The following is a 17,222-nucleotide window of genomic DNA, read 5'->3' as shown; positions in this document are numbered from 1 at the left end:
CCAGAGTACGCCGCGGGGCTGACAACGCCGTAGGGCTTTTCAAGGTCACGGCGCCGGTCGCCCGTACGCGTGCGGGGCGCTCAGGCCGAGCGGCCGAAGCCGATCGTGGGGACCGCGCGGCGCAGCGGCCAGGAGCGGGGGGTGCCGGGCGGGAGCAGCGACTCCAGGAACGCGTAGCGGGCCAGTGCCGCCGGGTCCTGGGCGTCGACGCTCTGCACGCGGCGCCACCAGGCGGCGATCTCGGACCAGCCGGGCGCGGACAGCGAGCCGCCGAACTCCTGCACGGACAGCGCGGCGGTCAGCCCGGCGAAGGCGAGCCGGTCGGCGAGCGGCCAGCCGGCCAGGGTGCCGGTGACGAACCCGGCGACGAACACGTCCCCGGCGCCGGTCGGGTCGAGCGCCTCGACCGCGATGGCGGGCACCTCGGCGCTCTCGCCGGTGCGCCGGTCCACGGCGTACGCGCCGTCCGCGCCGAGGGTGACGACGGCGACGGGCACGTGCTCGGTGAGGGCGTGGGCCGCGGCGCGGGGGCAGTCGGCGCCGGTGTAGCGCATGGCCTCGGCGGCGTTCGGCAGGAACGCCTCGCAGTGCTCCAGGTCGGGCAGGCCCGCGAGGTCCCAGGCGCCGGTGTCGTCCCAGCCGACGTCGGCGAAGATGCGGGTGCCGCCGGCCGCGGCCTCGGCGATCCAGGGATCGCGGCGGCCGGGGACCAGGGAGGCGACGGCGGCCCGCGCGCGCGGCGGGTGGTCGGGACCGGCCTCGCCGGGGGGTGCCTCGTGGCCGTGGGAGACCATCGTGCGTTCGCCCTCGTACGCCATGGAGACGGTGACCGGGGAGTGCCAGCCGGCCACGGAGCGGGAGGGCGACAGGTCGATGCTTTCGCCCTGTTCGAGGGTGTCCCAGCAGTACTCGCCGTAGTGGTCGTCGCCGAAGGTCGCGGCGAGGGAGGTGCGCAGGCCGAGGCGGGCCAGGGCGGTCGCCATGTTGGCGACGCCGCCGGGGCTGGAGCCCATGCCGCGCGCCCAGGTCTCGGTGCCGCGCACGGGGGCGGTGTCGAGTCCGGTGAAGACGATGTCGAGGAAGACGGTGCCCGTCAGGTACACGTCCCAGGGCGGGTCCGCGGGGCCGCGCAGCGCGGCGAGCGGGTCGAGCCGTTCGCCCTGTCCGGCGGGGCGGGCGAGGTGGGCCCCGGGGTGGGGCACGCCGCCCCTGGTGACGGACCCGCGCGGCGGCGCCGCGGCGGGCGCGGGTCCCTTTCCGGTGGACGCGGCGGACGCGGTCACGGTGTGCTCCCTGACGTTTCCCGACGTTGGCTGGGCGGTTGGGTACGGATCAGGCCAGTGTGCACCACCGGGCGGGCGTCGGACCGGGACCGGGGGCGTCCGCCGCCCGCGCGTGTCCCGGCCGCGCGCCGGGCCCTCCTACCAGCGCGGGACCGCCGGGGTGACCCAGCCGGGTTCGGCGACGCGCATCGCGGCGGCGTCGTCGCGGTCCCGGTACGTGCCGTCGTCGTCGAGCCAGCGGCGGTGCAGTTCGCGCAGCCGCTCGCGGTCGAGGGTGACGCCGAGGCCGGGGGCGTCGGAGACGGTGACGCGGCCGTCGGTGAAGGCGAGGCGCTCGGTGAGGACGTCCTCGGACTGCCAGGGGTAGTGCGAGTCGCAGGCGTGGTGGAGGTTGGGCACGGTGGCGGCGACGTGCGTCATCGCGGCGAGCGAGATGCCGAGGTGGGTGTTGGAGTGCATGGACACCCCGACACCGAACGTCTCGCAGATCGCCGCGAGCCGGCGGGTGTTGCGCAGTCCGCCCCAGTAGTGGTGGTCGGAGAGGACGACCTGCACGGCGCCGGTGGCGAACGCCTCGGGGATCTCCGCGAACGTCGTCACGCACATGTTGGTGGCGAGCGGCACGCCGGTGCGCCGGGCGACCTCCGCCATGGCGGGGGTGCCGAGGGTGGGGTCCTCCAGGTACTCCAGCACGTCGCCGAGTTCCCCCGCGACCGCGACGGACGTCTCCGTGGACCAGGCGCCGTTGGGGTCCAGGCGCAGCGGGTGGCCGGGGAAGGCGGCGGCGAGGGCGCGCACGGCGGCGGTCTCCCGCTCGGGCGGGAAGACGCCGCCCTTGAGCTTGAACGAGGTGAAGCCGTACCGCTCCTTGAACGCGCGGGCCTGCTCGACGATGCCGGCCGGGTCGAGGGCGGCGCCCCAGTCGTCCTGTTCGGCGGGGCGGCCCGCGGGGTGGGAGGCCCACTTGTAGAAGAGGTAGGCGCTGTACTCGACGGCGTCGCGGACCTTGCCGCCGAGCAGTGCGTGCACCGGCAGGCCGAGGGCCTTGCCGAGGGCGTCGAGGCAGGCGACCTCGAAGGCGGAGACGACGGACAGGCGCAGCTTGTCGGCGGTCTGCACCCCGCGCAGGCCGCCCGTGTCCACGGCGTCGTCGGTGCGCTCGGCGGCCACGGCGACCTCGTCGGCGAGCCGGAACAGGCCGTTCATGTCCGTGACTTGACGACCCGTCAGTTTCTCCGCGAACGGCCGGGCCAGTTCCAGGTACTTGGTGTCGCCGTACGTCTCGCCGACACCGGTGACGCCGTCGGCCGTCTCCACCTCGACGATCAGCCGGGGGGTGTAGGGCTGGTGGACGCCCTGGGTGTTCAGCAGCGGCGGGTCGGCGACGAGGATCGGCGTGAGGCGTACGCCGGTGACGGTGAGGTCGCGCGCGGGGGCGGGGGTCATGGGCGGCAGCTCCGGTGTCGGCGGGGCGAGGGGCAGTGCCGGTCTCCCCATGTGGATGTCGTCTACGTATGAAGACAGAGCCTAGGGAGGTGAACCGCCGCACGTCAACGGCGGGCGCACCGCCGGGCGCACCGGCCGCCCCGTCCGGCCGTTTACGATCGGCGCATGTCGGAGACGGGCGGCGGGGTGCGCGAGGTGAAGTCCGCGGCGCGCACGGTCGAGCTGCTGGAGGTGCTCGCCGCGCGCGGCGACCGGCCCGCCCGGCTCCAGGAACTGGCGGACGCGCTGGGCGTGCCGCGCAGTTCGATGTACGCGCTGCTCCAGACCCTGATCGCCCGGGGCTGGGTGCGCACGGACGTGACCGGGTCCCTGTACGGGATCGGCATCCACGCCCTGCTCACCGGGACCGGCTACCTCGACTCGGACCCGCGGGTGCGGCTGGTGCGGCCGCATCTCGACGAGGCGTCCGAGGCGCTCGGCGAGACGATCCACCTCGGACGCCTCGACGGCCGGAACGTGGCGTACCTGGCGACCCGCGAGTCCCACGAGTACGTGCGCGGGATCAGCAGGGTGGGGCGCAGGCTGCCCGCGCACGCGGGCGCGCTGGGCAAGGCGCTGCTGGCCGAGCGCGACGACGCGGACCTGCCCGACGGCCCGTACGAGGCGCTGACGCCGAACTCGCACACCGCGCGCGGCCCCCTCCTGGCCGACCTCGCCGGGGTGCGGCGGCGGGGCTACTCCGTGGACCGCGAGGAGAGCGTCACCGGGATCGTCGGCTTCGGCTTCGCGCTGCGGTACGACGAGCCGGCGCAGGACGCGATCAGCTGCTCGGTGCCGGTGGGGCGGGTGACACCCGCGCACGAGGAGCTGGTCGTGGCGGTGATGCGGGAGGTCCGCGCGAGGATCGAGGCGGCCGCGCCGGGCGCGAGGGGCGCGGGCGGCGCCCCCGACTGGCGCTAGACACCCCGACGTTGCCCGGCGTCCACCGCCGAAAGGGTGCGCGCCTACCCGCCCCCTCCCACCCCAAACCACCCTGTGACACAGCTCACACTGTCCGGCCTCGTGTGTCCCACCTGCGGCTTGATACAAATTGCCCGCGCGTTCCTGTCCGTCGACAGCAGCTCGTCCCCCTCCCCCGTGAGCCGCCGGCAAGGCGCTCCTTCAGCATGCCCAGGAACGCCCGTGTACGCCGCCCGCACCCCCGTCTGGCCCCTCGTCGCCCTTTTCACGGCCGGGTACCTCGCCCCCTATCTGCTGCCGACCACCGTCGGCCGACTCGACGCCGGGCTGCCGCTCTCCGCGACGCAGGCCGGTGCCGCCGGTTCCGTGCTGCTGCTGAGTTCGGCGTCCGCCGGGTTCCTGCTGGCCGCGCGGGTCGAGCGGATCGGGCCCCGGGTGCTCGCCCGGGTGGGGCTCGTCCTGGCGGTGCTCGGGTACGGGAGTGCCGCGCTGGCCCACGCCGTTCCGGCGGTCGTGGCCGGTCTGGTGGTGGGCGGCCTCGGTTCGGGCACGGCGACCACGGTGGCCGCCGCCGGTATCGCGGCCCGGCGCGACCCGCACCGCGCGTCCACGCTCGGGCTGCTCGGCGTCTCCGCCCTCGCGGGCGCCGTGTACCTGACGGTCCCGCACCTCGGGCACGGCCACGGCCAGCCGCTCGCCGCGCTCGCCCTGACCGCGCTCGCCGTGTGGCCGGCGACGGGCCGCCTCACAGGCGGTGCCCCCGCGTCCCGTACCGCCCGCCGGGACACCGCCCGGCCGCCCGCCATGAAGGCGGGCGTGGTGCTGGCCGCCGCGATGCCGTGCTGGTCGCTGGCGCAGAACGCCCTGTGGGGCGTCAGCGGCCGGATCGGCGTGACGCAGGCGCACCTGTCGGAGGTCACCGTCGGCATGGTGTTCGCGGTGGCGCTGGGCGCCGCCCTGCTCGGGGTGCTGGGCGCGGGCGCGCTCGGGTCACGCCTCGGGCGGGCGCTGCCGATCGGTCTGGGCACGGTGCTGATCGCGGGCTGCGTCGCCCTCAGCGCGTCGGCGCACGGCCTCGCCACGTTCGTGACCGGCGAGATCGCCTGGAACGTGCTCTACCCGGTCGTGCTGTCGTACCTGATCGGCCTCGCCGCGTCGCTGGACCCGCGCGGGCGCTGGGCGGTGTTCGTGGGGTCCGCGGGCTCGCTGGGCACGGCCGCGGGCCCGGTGACCGGGAGCCTGCTCTCGGACCGGGCCGGGTTCGGCGGCATGGGTCTGCTGCTGGCCGCCGGACTGCTGGTGGTCGCGGTGCCGATCACCGCGGTCGCGCTGCACGCGGGCGGCCGCCCGCTGCTGTCGGGAGCGGTCCGCCGCCGCGGCGGCAACCCGGCCGCGGTGGTCGCGGCGGTCACGGGCACCCCGACGGGCGCGGTGCCGCGGATCGGCGCCCCGGAGCAGCCGGTGGTCGCCATCGCCATGGACGCCCCGGCACCGGCCCGCACGGCGTTCGACACGGCGGGACCGCAGCGGACGGGGGCCTGACGGCGCCCCGCGGCGGGACGGCCCACCGCCGGACACCCCCGAGGGCGGCGAACGGCCCCGGCCGCACCCGCGCCGCGCGACCACGGGCCCGGGACGCCGCCAACACCCTTATGGGTGCGGGGTGTTCGGCCCCGGCAGGCGGCAACAGCCGCACGGCGCCCACGCACGTGTCGCCCCGAGAACACCCGCACGGCGCGGCCGACCGCCAACTCCCGTACGCGCAGCCGCCGTTCCAACGCGGCGGACGGCGGCCCGGCGCAACGGCGGGCCGTCCGCCACCGAATCCACCAACCCCCGTGCGCGCGACGGGCGTTGAGCCCCGGCCCACGCCGAAGTCGGGCCCCGGCCCGCTGCGCCCCGTGGACGGTTACTCGTTCGGGCCGAACTCGTACGCCTCGACCTCTGCCAAGTACCGTGCGCGGCGCGGCTCGTCGTGTTCCAGGAAGGACGCGGTGAACGAGTTGCGGGCCAGTTCGCGCAGGCGGTCCTCGTCGATGCCCAGGGCCGTGCGGACCGCGTCGAACGTGTCGCCCGCGTAGCCGCCGAAGTAGGCGGGGTCGTCGGAGTTGAGGGTGCACAGCAGGCCGGCGTCGAGCATCGCGGGCAGCGGGTGCTCGGAGAGGACGTCGACGGCGCGCAGCCGGACGTTCGACAGCGGGCACAGCGTCAGCGGCACGCGCTCGCGCGCCAGGCGTTCGACCAGTGCCGGGTCCTCCATGCAGCGCAGCCCGTGGTCGATGCGCTCGGCGCCGAGCAGGTCCAGGGAGTCGGCGACGTACTGCGGCGGCCCCTCCTCCCCCGCGTGGGCGACCCGGCGCAGGCCCAGGGCCGCCGCGGCCGCGTAGACCTCCTGGAACTTCACCGGCGGGTGGCCGACCTCGGCCGAGTCCAGGCCGACGCCGACGATGCGGTCCAGGTACGGCTCGGCGGCGCGCAGCGTCTCCATGGCCGACTCGGCGGACTCGTCGCGCAGGAAGCACATGATGAGCTGGGTGGAGACGCCGTGGTTCGCCTCGCTCGCGCCCAGTGCCCGCCACAGTCCCTCGACGACCGTGCCCAGCTCGACGCCCCGCGCGACGTGCGCCTGCGGGTCGAAGAAGATCTCGGCGTGCCGTACGCCCTGCGCGGCGGCGCGGGCGAGGTAGGCGTCGGCCAGGTCGGCGAAGTCCTGCTCGGTGCGCAGGACCGCCATGAGCCCGTAGTACAGGTTCAGGAAGGACTGGAGGTCCTCGAACCGGTACGCCTCGCGGAGCGCTTCGGTGTCCGCGTACGGCAGGGTCACACCGTTGCGCGCGGCGAGCCGGAACGCCAGCTCGGGTTCGAGGGTGCCTTCGATGTGAAGGTGCAGTTCAGCTTTGGGGATGGGCATCGAAGTATCGTACGGGCGTTTGGACCGCAATGCGGAACCAGGTATTCCGGGCCGCTCGGGGTCCGACGGCGCTCAGCGGCGCTTCGGCACCGGGACCCGTTGCAGATCGCGGGCCACGGTCAGCCCGCCCGTGTACCCGGCCGCGCGCGCCTGGCGCTCGAACTCGCCGGGGTCGGCGTAGCGCTGGCTGAAGTGGGTCAGCACCAGGTGGCGCACGCCTGCCGCGGCCGCGACCCCGGCGGCCTGCCCGGCGGTGAGGTGGCCGTGGTCGGCGGCGAGGGCGGCGTCCTCGTCGAGGAACGTCGACTCGATGACGAGCAGGTCGCAGCCCTCGGCGAGGGCGGGCACCCCGTCGCACAGCCGGGTGTCCATGACGAACGCGAACCGCTGCCCGCGGCGCACCTCGCTCACCTCGTCCAGCGTGACCCCGTTCAGGACGCCGTCGCGCTGGAGGCGCCCCACGTCCGGGCCGGCGATGCCGTGCGCGGCGAGCCGGTCGGGCAGCATGCGGCGGCCGTCCGGTTCGACGAGCCGGTAGCCGTAGGACTCCACGGGGTGGGAGAGGCGGCGCGCCTCCAGCGTGTACCCGGGCACGGTGGCGACCGGGCCGTCGGCGTCGACCGGCGCCTCGGTCAGCTCGACCGTCTCGTGGTAGGCGGTCGCGTACCGCAGGCGCTCGAAGAAGTGCTGCCCCGAGCGCGGGTAGTGCGCGGTGACCTGGTGCGGGACCCGGTCCAGGTTGATCCGCTGGATCACACCGGCCAGGCCCAGCGAGTGGTCGCCGTGGAAGTGCGTGACGCAGATCCGGTGCAGGTCGTGGGCCGCGGCGCCGGCGCGCAGCATCTGCCGCTGGGTGCCCTCGCCGGGATCGAAGAGGATGCCCTCGCCGTCCCAGCGCAGCAGGTAGCCGTTGTGGTTGCGGTGCCGGGTGGGGACCTGGCTCGCGGTGCCGAGCACCAGCAGTTCGCGTACGGACACGGCTGCTACCCGGGAGGCCAGTTCAGGCCGCGTCCGCCCAGTACGTGCGCGTGGGCGTGGAAGACCGTCTGGCCGGCCCCGGCGCCGGTGTTGAAGACGATGCGGTAGCTCTCCAGCTTCTCCTCGTCGGCGACCGCGCGGGTCTCGCGCAGCACGTCCGCGGCGAGCGCGGGGTCGGCCTCGGCCAGGGACGCCGCGTCGGCGTGGTGGGCGCGCGGGATCACCAGGATGTGCGTGGGCGCCTGCGGGTTGATGTCCCGGAAGGCGACCGTGGTCGCCGTCTCCCGGACGAGGGTCGCCGGAATCCGCCCGGCGACGATCTTGCAGAACAGGCAGTCGTCCTGCTGCTCCCCAGCCATACGGGATCTCCTCACGGGGGTGGTGATCGGTACCGAAGCATCGTAGTCCGCGCGCCCCCGCCGGCCCGTCCGGCGCTTGACGACAAGGCCGTGCGGGCCGGCGGGGACGCGGCCCCGCCGCCGCTACACCTCCGGCAAGGAGGGCGGCACCTTGGCCGGTGTCTCCTCCAGCGCGGCCAGCGCCACCCGTACCGCCTCGTCGAGCTGCGGGTCCCGCCCGGCCACGGAGTCCTGCGGCCGGTGCACCACCTCGATGTCCGGATCCACCCCGTGGTTCTCCACGCCCCAGCCGTAACCCTCCAGCCAGAACGCGTACTTGGGCTGCGTGATCAGTGTCCCGTCGACGAGCCGGTAGCGGGCGTCGATGCCGATGACACCGCCCCACGTGCGCGTGCCGACCACGGGTCCGATGCCGAGCGCCTTGATCGCCGCGTTCACGATGTCGCCGTCGGAGCCGGAGAACTCGTTGGCGACGGCGACGACGGGCCCGCGCGGGGCGTCCTGCGGATAGCTCGTCGCGCGCATGCCGCGCGGCAGGTCCCAGCCGACGATCCGCCGGGCCAGCTTCTCCACGACGAGCTGGGAGGTGTGGCCGCCGCGGTTCTCCCGCACGTCCACGACGAGCCCCTCGCGGGTCACCTCGACGCGCAGGTCGCGGTGGATCTGCGCCCAGCCGGGCGCCTGCATGTCGGGGACGTGCAGGTAGCCGAGCCGGCCGCCGGACTTCTCGTGGACATGGGCACGCCGGTCGGCGACCCACGCGTGGTAGCGCAGCGGCTCCTCGTCGGAGAGCGGGACGACGACCGCGTGCCGCAGGTCGCCGCCGCCGGCGGGCGCGACGGTGAGTTCGACCGCCTTGCCCGCGGTGCCGACGAGCAGCGGTCCGGGACCGGCGACCGGGTCGACCGGCTGTCCCGCGACCGCGACGATCGCGTCCCCGGCCCGCACGGCGACACCGGGCGCGGCGAGCGGCGAACGGGCGTCCGGGTCGGACGTCTCGGAGGGCAGGACCCGGTCGACGCGCCAACTGCCGTCCTCGTGACGGGAGATGTCGGCGCCGAGCAGGCCCTGCCGGGGGCCGTTGCCGAAGCCGCCGCGCGGGGTGACGTAGGCGTGCGAGGTGCCGAGTTCGCCGTGCACCTCCCACAGCAGGTCGACCAGGTCGTCGTGGGTGGCGACGCGGTCGAGGACCGGGCGGTAGCGGTCGAGGACGCCGGTCCAGTCGACGCCGTTCATCTCGGGGTGCCAGAAGTGGTCCCGCATGATGCGGCCCGTCTCGTCGAACATCTGCCGGTGCTCGGCCGCCGGGTCGACGGTCTGCCGGACCCGGCCGAGGTCGACGGTGATGTTGCTGTCGCTGTCGTCGTCGCCGGACGCCCGCCGGTCGCTGGGGACGACCTTCAGCTTGCCGTCGGCCCACAGCAGGACGCGCTTGCCGTCGCCGCTGACCCAGAACCGTTCGGCGTCGCCCGCGAGATGCTCGACGCGCTGCTGCGCGAGGTCGTAGCGCTCCAGCTCGGTGTGCGGGTCCGGGTCGTCGGGGTTGGCGCGGGAGGCGCCGAGGACACCGCGCACGGGGTGGCGCAGCCACAGCACGCCGTCCTTCGCCGCGCGCAGCCCGCTGTAGCGGCCGGCCTCGACGGGGAACGGCACGATGCGGTCGGCGATGCCGTCGAGGTCGACGCGGGTGGCGGGGGCGCCCTCGCTGTCGGGCGTCTCGTCCTTGTCGGGTGCCTCGAAGGGGCGGCCGTGGCGCTGCGGGCCGAACGGCGAGGGCGTCGTCGCGGCCAGCGTGATCAGGTACGGGCGCGACCCGACGACGAACGCGAGGTCGAAGACGTGCTCGTCGTAGACCGGGTCGAAGGCGCGGCCGGACAGGAACGCGAGGTGCTTGCCGTCGAGGGTGAAGGCGGGCGCGTAGTCCTGGAAGCGCAGCGGGGTCGCCTCGGTCACCGACAGGTCGGTGGTGCTGGCGAGCTTGAGCTGCCGCAGCGGCTCGGGGCCGGGGTGCGACCAGGCGAGCCAGCCGGAGTCGGGCGAGAAGACCAGGCCGGAGGCGTCGCCGTCGGCACTGCGGTCGACCTCGCGGACCTCGCCGGAGTCCCGTTCGACGAGCAGGACCCGGCCGTCGTGCGCGGCGACCGCGACCCGGCCGCCGTCGGGCGCGACGGCCAGCGACAGCACCCGGCCGAGGCGGCCCGCGGCGATCCTGCGCGGGGCGGTGCCGGGGGCGAGGCCGGTGGCGGGCGCGAACTCCAGGGCGTCGTCGCCCTCCGCGTCGGTGACCCAGACGACCCACTCCTCGCCGTCCGCGCGGAAGCTGTGCGGCAGCCGGGTGCGGACGCCGGGGGTCGCGGCGAGCACGCGGGCCGGTCCGGCACGGTGGGTGACGAAGTGGACGCCGCCGCGGACGCCGACGGCGCTGCCGCGCCCGGTGTGGTCGGGGGACGCCGAGCCGAACCAGCGCGCGGCGTTGACGGGGCGCGGCCGGAGGTCGGTGCGGGGGCCGCCGAGCCGGACGTCGAGCCGGCGCGGCCCGGTGCCGTCGAGGTCGTCGAGGATCCACAGTTCGCCGGCGCCGGCGTAGACGAGGCGGGTGCCGTCACCGGCCAGGTGCCGGGCGTAGAACCCGTCGAGCGGGGTGTGGCGGCGCAGGTCGGAGCCGTCGGCGAGGGAGGAGTAGACGGCTCCGGTGCCCTCGTGGTCGGAGAGGAACGCGATCCTGCCCCACGTCTCGCGCCGGTCCTCGCGCACGGCTTCCGGGTCACCGGTCCACACCGGGTACTCGATGTTGCCGTCGAGGTCGGCGTGCAGCCGGACGAACTCGCCCTCGCCCGCGCCGCCCTCGCCCGCGCGGTCGATCCACAGCTTGCCCGCGGTGCCGCCCCGGTAGCGCTTCCACCAGGCGGCCTCGCGGCCCATGGTGACGGACTGGAGCACGGTGGCCGGGCCGAACGCGACGTCGCCGACGGGGCCGTAGGGCAGCTCGGGGGCGGGGCCGCCGTCGAGCGGGACGGCCCGCGCCCAGCTCCGGCGCAGGCTGGCCCTGCCCTGGGTGGTGACGGCGAGGACCTGGCCGTCCGGGGTCCAGCCGCGCACCTGGGTCTTCCAGCTCCCCCAGTGCGTCAGGCGCCGCGAGGGGCCGCCCTCCACGGGGGCGACGTGCACCTCGGGGGCGCCGTCACGGGTCGAGGTCCACGCGACGGTGGTGCCGTCGGGCGATATGCGGGGGTGGTTCACCGGGACGTTGTCGGCGCCGGCCCGCCAGGCCCGGCCGCCGTCGAGTGGCGCGAGCCACACGTCGTCCTCGGCGGTGAAGGCGACCAGGTCGCCGTGCAGATGCGGATACCGGAGATACGCGGAGGCTGCGGACTGTGTCACTCGTGCACCCTATGCAGCGGGCGCCCCGCTGGACAGGGGTTTGGATCACCCCGGTGCACGGGACACGGACCCGGGGCACGGGCGTTTCGTCAACGCCGGTGCGGGCGGCGCTACTTGCCCTGGATCGGCCAGCAGGTCGGGTCGCCCTGGCACCAGATGGTCCTCGTGACGGTCACGGTGACGTCCGGCTGCGGCTGCCCGGCGGTGGGGCGGTAGGTGACGACGGGGGTGGGCGTGGCGTCGCAGTCGCCGAGGCCGCTCACGTGGAAGATCTGCTTGCCGCCCACCTTCGCGGTGAGATCGCCGCGCACGCACGCGCCCTCGACCGTGCGGGTGACCTTGCCGGTGACGGTGATGTCCCGGCCGTCGTCGGTCCTGCCCTGGCAGTCGACGCTGGCGACGGTGTCCTCCGAGGCGGACGGGGCGGGTGTCGCCGAGGAGTCGTCCTCGTACGCGGCCGTGCAGTTGAGCCACTGCACCTTCACGTTGTCCTGTTCCAGCTTCTTCGTGGCCGTCTGGTCGGTCGTGTAGGCCACGGCGGCGGAACCGAGTCCGATCGGGTCGCAGGCCGCGCCCGCCCCCACGACCAGCACCACGAGGATCGCGGCGGCTGCGGCCCGCGGGCCGCGCGGCCGGCACCGAAAACGCCTCAGCACCCCCATGAGAGGCAGCCTGCCACCGACTCGGCCCGCTGGATAGGGCGCAAACGGCCACAAGGGCGCCGGAGTGCGCGGCGCACGGGCCGGGGTCGGACCCTCAACAGCCGCGCACCGCAGGCGAGTTCGGCACCCGCGACACCCCCGGCACGCGGGACGCCGTGCGCCCCCTCAGGCCCAGCGTCCCGTGCGCCCCAGCAGCAGCGCCGTCGCCGCCGTGCCGGCGGTGGACGTGCGCAGGACGCTGCGGCCCAGCCGGCAGGTGCGGGCGCCCGCCTGCTCGAACAGGGTCAACTCCTCGGGGGAAACGCCCCCTTCGGGACCCACGACCAGCACGATGTCGCCGGAGGCGGGGAGTTCGACGGTCGCGAGCGGTGTGCTGCCGTAGGCGCGGTCCTCGTGCAGGACGGCCGCGAAGTCGCAGTCCGCCAGAAGTGCCGCCACCTGCTTGCTCGTTGCCGCCTCCGCGACCTCCGGGAAGCGGACCCGGCGGGACTGCTTGCCCGCCTCGCGGGCGGTGGCGCGCCACTTGGCGAGCGACTTCCGGCCGCGCTCGCCCCGCCACTGGGTGACGCAACGGGCCGCCGCCCAGGGCACGATGGCGTCCACACCGGTCTCGGTCATGGTCTCCACGGCCAGTTCGCCCCGGTCGCCCTTGGGCAGCGCCTGGACGACGGTGATGCGGGGCGCGGGGGCCGGTTCCTCGGCGGGCGCGGCGCGCAGGTCGAGCACGAGCCGGTCCTTGCCCTCGGCCGCGGTGACGACGCCCTCGGCCCAGCGGCCCCGGCCGTCGGTGAGGACGACGTCCTCCCCCGCGTGCAGCCGCCGTACCGACACGGCGTGCCGGCCCTCCGGCCCTTCGAGGACGAACTCACCGGCGGTGGAGCCGAGTTCGTCGACGACGAAGACGGGTGCGGTCATCGCGGGCCGCCCGCCGACAACGTCGTGCGGGCCGCTTCGAGTTCGGCGGCGAGGACCTCGACGAGCCGGCCGGCCGGCAGCTCACGGGCCAGGCGGTGGCCCTGGCCCGCCCACAGCGCCATGCCCTGCGCGTCGCCCGCCTTGGCGGCGGCCTTGCGCAGCGGGGAGGTCAGGTGGTGGATCTCGGGGTAGGCGGCGGGCGCGTACGGGCCGTGCTCGCTCATGAAGCGGTTGACCAGGCCGCGGGCCGGCCGCCCCGAGAACGCGCGGGTCAGTTCGGTTCGCACGAACAGCGGGTTGGTCAGCGCCTGCTTGTGCACGACGTTGGCGCCCGACTCGGGGGTGGCGACGAACGCGGTGCCGAGCTGGGCGGCGGTGGCGCCCTCCGCGAGGACGGCGGCGATCTGGCTGCCCCGCATGATGCCGCCCGCGGCGACGATCGGCAGGTTGACCGTCTCGCGGACCTGCGCGAGGAGGGCGAGCAGACCGATGCCGGTGCCCTCGTTCTCGGGGAGGTCGCGGTGGGTGCCCTGGTGACCGCCGGCCTCGAAGCCCTGCACGATCACGGCGTCGGCGCCCGCCCGCTGCACGGCGAGGGCCTCCTCGGGCGTGGTCACGGTGACCAGCGTGAGGGTCCCGGCGCGGTGCAGTGCCTCCAGCGCCTCGGGGGTGGGGCAGCCGAAGTGGAAGGAGGCGGCCGGCACCGGGTTGTCGAGGAGGACGGCGAGCTTGGCGTCGTAGCCGTCGTCGCGTCCGCCGTCCGGGTCGCCCAGCTCGGTGTCGTACCAGGTGGCCTCGCCCGCGAGCTGGTCGGCGTAGACGCGGACCGCGGCGGACGGCGGGGCGACGCCGAGGCCCGTGCCCGCGCCGGATCCGGCGGTCGCGCCGGGCTGTTCGGGCTGCGGCATGAAGATGTTCACGCCGAAGGGGAGACCGGTCAGGCCCCGTAGCTGCTTGATCTCCTGGTACATGCCGTCGGCCGTCTTGTACCCGGCGGCGAGGAATCCGAGCCCGCCCGCCTCGGACACGGCGGCGGCAAGCTGCGGCACGGAGACGCCGCCCGCCATGGGTGCCTGCACGATCGGATAACGGAAGAGATCGGTCAGCTCGGAGGACATGACGGCATCGTGCCACGTCCGCCGAACAAGTCCGAATCCGGCCTTCCGGTCCGGTTCCGGGCCCCGGGCAGGCCCGCCGGACGCCGTCGGCCGGTGCTCCGCCGGAGCCGGCGGCCCGGGCGGGGACGCCGCCGGAGAGCCTCGCGGCCCCGGCGGCGCCCGGCGGGCTCAGCGCCCGTTGAACGCGTCCTTCAGCCGGGAGAACAGGCCCTGCTGGCCGGGCTGGAACTGGCCGGTGGGCCGCTCCTCGCCGCGCAGCTTGGCCAGTTCGCGCAGCAGCCGCTCCTGCTCGGGGTCGAGCTTGTTCGGCGTCATCACCTCGACGTGCACGATGAGGTCGCCGCGGCCGCCGCCGCGCAGGTGCGTGACACCGCGGCCGTGCAGCGGGACCGACTGGCCGGACTGCGTGCCCGGCCGGATGTCGATCTCCTCCATGCCGTCGAGCGTCTCCAGCGGCACCTTGGTGCCCAGCGCGCCCGCGGTCATCGGGATGGTGACCGTGCAGTGCAGGTCGTCGCCGCGCCGCTGGAAGGTGGAGTGCGGCAGCTCGTGGATCTCGACGTACAGGTCGCCGGCGGGGCCGCCGCCGGGGCCGACCTCGCCCTCGCCCGCGAGCTGGATCCGGGTGCCGTTGTCGACGCCGGCCGGGATCTTCACCGTCAGCGTGCGGCGGGCGCGGATGCGGCCGTCACCGGCGCACTCCGGGCACGGCGTGGGGACCACGGTGCCGAAGCCCTGGCACTGCGGGCACGGCCGGGACGTCATGACCTGGCCGAGGAAGGACCGGGTCACCTGCGACACCTCGCCGCGGCCGCGGCACATGTCGCACGTCTGGGCCGAGGTGCCCGGCGCCGCGCCCTCACCGTTGCAGGTGTTGCAGACGACGGCCGTGTCGACCTGGATGTCCTTCGTGGTGCCGAAGGTCGCCTCGTCCAGCTCGATGTCCAGCCGGATCATGGCGTCCTGGCCGCGCCGCGTGCGCGAGCGGGGCCCGCGCTGCGACGCCGTGCCGAAGAAGGCGTCCATGATGTCCGAGAAGTTCCCGAAGGAGCCGGCGCCGAAGCCGCCCGCGCCCCCGCCGCCGCTCTGCGAGAGCGGGTCGCCGCCGAGGTCGTAGACCTGCTTCTTCTGCGGGTCCGACAGCACCTCGTAGGCGGCGTTGATCTCCTTGAACCGCTCCTGGGTCTTCGGGTCCGGGTTGACGTCCGGGTGCAGCTCGCGCGCGAGCCGGCGGAAGGCCTTCTTGATCTCGTCCTGCGACGCGTCGCGGCTCACGCCGAGCACGGCGTAGTAGTCCGTGGCCACTTACGACTCCGCCAGGATCTGTCCGACGTACCGTGCCACTGCGCGTACCGCTCCCATCGTTCCCGGGTAATCCATGCGGGTCGGTCCGACCACGCCGAGTTTGGCTACTGCCTCAACGCCCGAACCGTAGCCCACCGACACGACGGACGTGGAGTTGAGTCCCTCGTGGGCGATCTCGTGACCGATGCGTACCGTCACGCCCGGATCCTTCGCCTCGCCGAGGAGCTTGAGGAGGACGACCTGCTCCTCCAGCGCCTCCAGGACGGGACGGATCGTGAGGGGAAAGTCATGTCCGAAGCGGGTGAGATTGGCGGTGCCGCCGATCATCAGCCGCTCCTCGGTCTCCTCGACCAGCGTCTCCAGCAGGGTGGAGAGCACCGTGGCGACCGTACCGCGGTCCTCGGCGTCGAAGGCCTCCGGCAGATCCTGCACCAGCGGCGGCACGTCCGCGAACCGGCGCCCGGCGACCCTGCTGTTGAGCCGGGCGCGCAGGTCCGCGAGGGCCGTCTCGCCGAACGGCGACGGGCAGTCGACCATGCGCTGCTCGACGCGGCCGGTGTCGGTGATCAGCACCAGCATCACGCGGGCCGGCGCCAGCGACAGCAGCTCGACGTGCCGCACGGTCGAACGCGTCAGCGAGGGGTACTGCACGACGGCGACCTGGCGCGTGAGCTGCGCGAGCAGCCGCACCGTGCGGGCGACGACGTCGTCGAGGTCGACGGCGCCGTCGAGGAAGTTCTGGATCGCGCGCCGCTCGGGCCCGGTCATCGGCTTGACGCCGGCGAGCTTGTCGACGAAGAGGCGGTACCCCTTGTCGGTGGGGATGCGCCCGGCGCTGGTGTGCGGCTGGGCGATGTACCCCTCGTCCTCCAGCGCGGCCATGTCGTTGCGCACGGTCGCCGGGGACACCCCGAGGCTGTGCCGCTCGGTGAGGGCCTTGGAGCCGACGGGCTCCTCGGTGCCCACGTAGTCCTGGACGATGGCGCGCAGCACCTGGAGCCTGCGTTCACTGAGCATCGCGCACACCTCCAGTTTCCGTCCCCGCGGCGCCTGCCTGGCACTCGGGGCCCTTGAGTGCCAACCTGCTCGGGCCAGTGTACGGCCGTGGGGTACGCCGGGGGCAAGGGCGGGCCGCCACCGGTAGCGTCACGGTTGTGCCGGTGACTTGGGAAGAGCGGGGATGGCAGCGGCTGGGCGGACGGGCCGGGCGGTGCCGGCTCCCGGTGTGGGACTGCACCGCCGGGCTGGTGGTCGGCGCGGACGGGATCCTGCTGGTGGACGCGGGGTCGAGCCTCGCCGAGGGGGCCCGGCTGCGGGACGCCGCACACGCCCTCACGGGCCGCCGTGTGACCCATCTCGCGCTGACCCACCCGCACTTCGACCACGTCTTCGGAGCGGCCGCGTTCCCCGGCGCGGAGGTCTTCGCGGCCGCGGACGGCGACGGCGTGTCCGGCCCGGCGGACGCGGCGGCGCTGCGCGCGGACGCGGTCGCCAACGGCCTCGCCCCGGCGGCCGCCGCCGAGGCCGCCGCGGCACCGGTCGCCCCGGCCCGCCCCGTCACCGGCGAGCTGGCCCTCGACCTGGGCGGCGGCGTCCGGGCCCTGCTGGTGAACGCCGGCCCCGGCCACACCGGGCACGACCTGGCGGTGCGGGTGGAGGGCGACCCGGCGGTGGTGTTCTGCGGTGACCTGGTCGAGGAGTCGGGCGAGCCGCAGGCCGGCCCGGACGCCGTTCCGGGGCGGTGGCCCGCGGCACTGGACCGGCTGCTCGCGCTCGGCGGCCCCGACGCGCTGTACGTGCCCGGTCACGGAGCGGTGGTCGACGCGGCCTTCGCGCGGGCCCAACGCGACGTCCTGGCAACGCGTTTCGGCGTGTCGTAGGGACCGTCCGGCGCCGTCTTCCTA

General features: G+C 75.0%; 14 protein-coding genes. 3 read left to right on the top strand and 11 right to left on the bottom strand.

The window, feature by feature from the left end:
• Nucleotides 1-80: 80 nt before the first annotated feature.
• Both ACFZA0_RS02155 and ACFZA0_RS02150 read right to left on the bottom strand, forming a co-directional pair.
• Nucleotides 81-1,202 carry a PfkB family carbohydrate kinase gene (locus ACFZA0_RS02155; RefSeq protein ID WP_391011782.1) on the bottom strand — a complete coding sequence of 374 codons (1,122 nt, stop codon included), beginning with the start codon at nt 1,200-1,202 and terminating at the stop codon, nt 81-83.
• Nucleotides 1,203-1,421: 219 nt separating this feature from the next.
• Nucleotides 1,422-2,729 carry an enolase C-terminal domain-like protein gene (locus tag ACFZA0_RS02150; RefSeq protein ID WP_391009788.1) on the bottom strand — a complete coding sequence of 436 codons (1,308 nt, stop codon included), beginning with the start codon at nt 2,727-2,729 and terminating at the stop codon, nt 1,422-1,424.
• Nucleotides 2,730-2,894: 165 nt separating this feature from the next.
• On the opposite strand from ACFZA0_RS02150, the gene ACFZA0_RS02145 reads away from it, so the two are divergent.
• Both ACFZA0_RS02145 and ACFZA0_RS02140 read left to right on the top strand, forming a co-directional pair.
• The gene (locus ACFZA0_RS02145; RefSeq protein ID WP_391009785.1) at nt 2,895-3,689 is read left to right on the top strand and encodes an IclR family transcriptional regulator C-terminal domain-containing protein; all 795 of its coding nucleotides are present in this window, start codon (nt 2,895-2,897) and stop codon (nt 3,687-3,689) included.
• A 222-nt stretch (nt 3,690-3,911) separates the two neighbouring features.
• Nucleotides 3,912-5,231: an MFS transporter gene (locus ACFZA0_RS02140; protein WP_391009782.1), complete on the top strand. Its 1,320-nt coding sequence runs from the start codon at nt 3,912-3,914 to the stop codon at nt 5,229-5,231.
• A 367-nt stretch (nt 5,232-5,598) separates the two neighbouring features.
• Here the strand turns inward: ACFZA0_RS02140 and ACFZA0_RS02135 are convergent, their stop codons facing one another.
• The 9 genes from ACFZA0_RS02135 to hrcA form a co-directional block, all read right to left on the bottom strand.
• Entirely contained in the window at nt 5,599-6,600 is a 1,002-nt protein-coding gene (locus ACFZA0_RS02135) for an adenosine deaminase (RefSeq protein ID WP_391009779.1), read from the bottom strand.
• Nucleotides 6,601-6,672: 72 nt separating this feature from the next.
• A complete protein-coding gene (locus ACFZA0_RS02130; RefSeq protein WP_391009777.1) occupies nt 6,673-7,578 on the bottom strand; it encodes a ribonuclease Z in 906 nt (301 codons plus the stop codon).
• Between the two features lie 5 nt (nt 7,579-7,583).
• Nucleotides 7,584-7,937, bottom strand: a complete 354-nt coding sequence (locus ACFZA0_RS02125) for an HIT domain-containing protein (RefSeq protein WP_391009775.1) — start codon at nt 7,935-7,937, stop codon at nt 7,584-7,586.
• Nucleotides 7,938-8,060: 123 nt separating this feature from the next.
• Complete coding sequence (locus tag ACFZA0_RS02120) at nt 8,061-11,318, bottom strand: S41 family peptidase (RefSeq protein WP_391009772.1); 3,258 nt, start codon at nt 11,316-11,318, stop codon at nt 8,061-8,063.
• A 110-nt stretch (nt 11,319-11,428) separates the two neighbouring features.
• Complete coding sequence (locus ACFZA0_RS02115) at nt 11,429-11,980, bottom strand: hypothetical protein (RefSeq protein WP_391009769.1); 552 nt, start codon at nt 11,978-11,980, stop codon at nt 11,429-11,431.
• A 165-nt stretch (nt 11,981-12,145) separates the two neighbouring features.
• Entirely contained in the window at nt 12,146-12,895 is a 750-nt protein-coding gene (locus ACFZA0_RS02110) for a 16S rRNA (uracil(1498)-N(3))-methyltransferase (protein WP_391009766.1), read from the bottom strand.
• On the bottom strand, nt 12,892-14,013 hold the full coding sequence (locus tag ACFZA0_RS02105) for a nitronate monooxygenase (protein WP_391009763.1): 1,122 nt from the start codon (nt 14,011-14,013) through the stop codon (nt 12,892-12,894). The genes ACFZA0_RS02110 and ACFZA0_RS02105 overlap by 4 nt, the downstream gene beginning before the upstream one ends.
• Before the next feature lie 168 nt (nt 14,014-14,181).
• On the bottom strand, nt 14,182-15,318 hold the full coding sequence (dnaJ, locus tag ACFZA0_RS02100; RefSeq protein WP_391009760.1) for a molecular chaperone DnaJ: 1,137 nt from the start codon (nt 15,316-15,318) through the stop codon (nt 14,182-14,184).
• Nucleotides 15,319-16,335: a heat-inducible transcriptional repressor HrcA gene (gene hrcA, locus ACFZA0_RS02095; protein ID WP_391009757.1), complete on the bottom strand. Its 1,017-nt coding sequence runs from the start codon at nt 16,333-16,335 to the stop codon at nt 15,319-15,321.
• A gap of 137 nt (nt 16,336-16,472) precedes the next feature.
• On the opposite strand from hrcA, the gene ACFZA0_RS02090 reads away from it, so the two are divergent.
• Nucleotides 16,473-17,198 (top strand): MBL fold metallo-hydrolase, encoded by a 726-nt coding sequence (locus tag ACFZA0_RS02090; RefSeq protein WP_391009754.1) that lies wholly within the window; start codon nt 16,473-16,475, stop codon nt 17,196-17,198.
• Nucleotides 17,199-17,222 lie beyond the last annotated feature (24 nt).

Source organism: Streptomyces sp. NPDC008150, assembly GCF_042956945.1.
In the GTDB taxonomy this organism is placed as follows: domain Bacteria; phylum Actinomycetota; class Actinomycetes; order Streptomycetales; family Streptomycetaceae; genus Streptomyces.
The sequence above is the reverse complement of the archived record's forward strand: the minus strand, read 5'-3'. Positions and strand labels throughout refer to the sequence as shown.

Bases quoted from the DNA above. Each gene is read 5' to 3' on its own strand.
- ACFZA0_RS02150 (WP_391009788.1), bottom strand. From the start codon at position 2,729: ATGACCCCCGCCCCCGCGCGCGACCTCACCGTCACCGGCGTACGCCTC.
- ACFZA0_RS02145 (WP_391009785.1), top strand. From the start codon at position 2,895: ATGTCGGAGACGGGCGGCGGGGTGCGCGAGGTGAAGTCCGCGGCGCGC.
- ACFZA0_RS02135 (WP_391009779.1), bottom strand. From the start codon at position 6,600: ATGCCCATCCCCAAAGCTGAACTGCACCTTCACATCGAAGGCACCCTC.
- ACFZA0_RS02125 (WP_391009775.1), bottom strand. From the start codon at position 7,937: ATGGCTGGGGAGCAGCAGGACGACTGCCTGTTCTGCAAGATCGTCGCC.
- ACFZA0_RS02115 (WP_391009769.1), bottom strand. From the start codon at position 11,980: ATGGGGGTGCTGAGGCGTTTTCGGTGCCGGCCGCGCGGCCCGCGGGCC.
- ACFZA0_RS02110 (WP_391009766.1), bottom strand. From the start codon at position 12,895: ATGACCGCACCCGTCTTCGTCGTCGACGAACTCGGCTCCACCGCCGGT.
- ACFZA0_RS02105 (WP_391009763.1), bottom strand. From the start codon at position 14,013: ATGTCCTCCGAGCTGACCGATCTCTTCCGTTATCCGATCGTGCAGGCA.
- hrcA (WP_391009757.1), bottom strand. From the start codon at position 16,335: ATGCTCAGTGAACGCAGGCTCCAGGTGCTGCGCGCCATCGTCCAGGAC.